This is a genomic window from Streptomyces sp. rh34 (genome assembly GCF_002551245.1).
GTDB lineage: Bacteria > Actinomycetota > Actinomycetes > Streptomycetales > Streptomycetaceae > Streptomyces.
Genome location: NZ_NTGZ01000489.1, coordinates 1 through 2,068, shown reverse-complemented (window position 1 = coordinate 2,068; position 2,068 = coordinate 1). Strand labels below are relative to the sequence as shown.

Annotated in this window: 2 protein-coding genes; one reads left to right on the top strand and one right to left on the bottom strand. The window is 74.7% G+C overall.

Annotation, left to right across the window (positions count from 1 at the left end; translation table 11 throughout):
• The first annotated feature begins 157 nt into the window (after positions 1–157).
• Positions 158–1,153: a prolipoprotein diacylglyceryl transferase gene (lgt, locus tag CR470_RS37555; RefSeq protein ID WP_097872208.1), complete on the top strand. Its 996-nt coding sequence runs from the start codon at positions 158–160 to the stop codon at positions 1,151–1,153.
• Positions 1,154–1,216: 63 nt separating this feature from the next.
• On the opposite strand, the gene CR470_RS37550 is transcribed toward lgt, so the two are convergent.
• Positions 1,217–2,068: an HpcH/HpaI aldolase/citrate lyase family protein gene (locus CR470_RS37550; RefSeq protein ID WP_097872206.1), complete on the bottom strand. Its 852-nt coding sequence runs from the start codon at positions 2,066–2,068 to the stop codon at positions 1,217–1,219.

Here is a 2,068-nt window from a genome sequence, read left to right as displayed (position 1 = left end):
CCCCTGACCGGGCCCCGCCCCCTGACCGGCCCCGCCCTCTGACCGGCCCCGCCTCCTGACCGGGCCCCGGCGCCGCCCGTGACGCGGTCCTCGTTACCCAGACGTTGCCGGGTGGCTTGCCGTACCCACCGCCCGGCAGGGTAGCGTCGACCTCGCCATGAATCTTGCCTTCATCCCCAGCCCGTCGACCGGCGTGATCGAGCTCGGCCCGATCCCGCTCCGCGGCTACGCGTTCTGCATCATCATCGGTGTCTTCGTCGCCGTCTGGTTCGGCAACAAGCGCTGGGTAGCCCGGGGCGGCAGAGCCGGCACCGTGGCCGACGTCGCCGTCTGGGCGGTGCCCTTCGGCCTCGTCGGCGGCCGGCTCTACCACGTGATCACCGACTACCAGCTGTACTTCAGCGACGGTGAGAACTGGGTCGACGCCTTCAAGATCTGGGAGGGCGGCCTCGGTATCTGGGGCGCCATCGCGTTCGGCGCCGTCGGCGCCTGGATCGCCTGCCGCCGACGGGGCATCCCCCTGCCCGCCTGGGCCGACGCGCTGGCCCCGGGCATCGCCATCGCCCAGGCCATCGGCCGCTGGGGCAACTGGTTCAACCAGGAGCTGTACGGCAAGCCCACCGACCTCCCCTGGGCGCTGGAGATCAGCGAGGGCCCGAACCGGGTCGCCGGGACCTACCACCCGACCTTCCTGTACGAGTCGCTGTGGTGCATCGGCGTCGCGCTCCTGGTCATCTGGGCCGACCGCCGCTTCCGGCTCGGCCACGGACGGGCGTTCGCGCTGTACGTCGCCGCCTACTGCGCGGGGCGCGGCTGGATCGAGTACATGCGGGTCGACGAGGCCCACCACATCCTCGGCCTCCGCCTGAACGTGTGGACCGCGATCATCGTCTTCGTCCTCGCCGTCGCCTACATCGTGATCTCTGCGAAGATCCGTCCGGGCCGCGAGGAGATCGTCGAGCCCGACCGGGACGCCGCCCCCGCGAAGAACGACGGCCCCGCAGACGAGGACGGCTCCGACAAGGACGGCTCCGACGAGGACGGCTCCGCGAAGGCCGACGCCGCCGAGAAGGACCCGCTCACGAAGGACGAGCCGCGCGAGCCCGGCAAGGGCGCCGCCGCCGAGAGCGCCGAAGCCGCCGAGAAGAGCTGACCGGCCGCGCCCCTCGGGCGCACACCCCCGCACACCTCCCGCTCGCCGGGCGGGCCCGCAGTCTCAGGCCCGCCCGGCGAGCGCGATCGTCCGGCGGGCGGACGCCACCACCGCCGCGTCCACGAACCTCCCGTCCGGCAGCGCCAGCGCCCCCGCCTCCACCGCCGAGGCCGCGACGATCTCCTCGGCCGCCTCGACCTCCTCGGCCGTCGGCCGGAACGCCCGCTCGATCACCGGCAGCTGCCGCGGGTGGATCGCCGCCCGGCCCAGCATCCCGAGCGCCCGCCCCCGCCCGCACGAGGCCCACAGGCCGTCCAGGTCCCGGATGTCCGGGAAGACCGACTGTGCGGGAGGTGGCAGCGCGGCCGCCCGGGCCGCCACCACGACGCGGCTGCGCGGCCAGTCGAGCCCGGCGTCCTCCCGTACGCCCAGATCCGCCCGCAGGTCCGCCTCGCCCAGGGCGATGCCGTGCACGGCGTGATGGGCCGAGGCGATCGAGTACGCGTGCTCGATCGCGAGGGCCGACTCCAGCAGCGGATACAGCGCCGCGCCCGGGGCCACGGCCGCCACATGGGTCACCGAGACCGCGTGGGTGATCTTCGGCAGCCGGAACGCGGTCAGGCCCGGCAGCTGCGCCAGCGCCCGGATGTCCTCCTCGCCGTGCACCCGGACATGGACCGGCACCGTGTCCGGGGCCGCCGTGACCTGGTCGCCGAGGAGTTCGGCGGTGGCGGAGCGCGCGTACTCCTTACGGTCCGGGGCGACGGCGTCCTCCAGGTCGACGATCACCACGTCCGCCCCGCAGCCCAGCGCCTTGGCCACCACCTCCGGCCGGTCCCCGGGCACGTACAGCCAGGTCAGCGGCGGCCGGCCGGCGGGCGGCGGCGGGCCCTCCGGCAGCGGCGGGGCCGGGAT

What these genes read in the sequence shown, in the direction of transcription:
- lgt (WP_097872208.1), top strand. Translation starts at nt 158, where the DNA reads ATGAATCTTGCCTTCATCCCCAGCCCGTCGACCGGCGTGATCGAGCTC.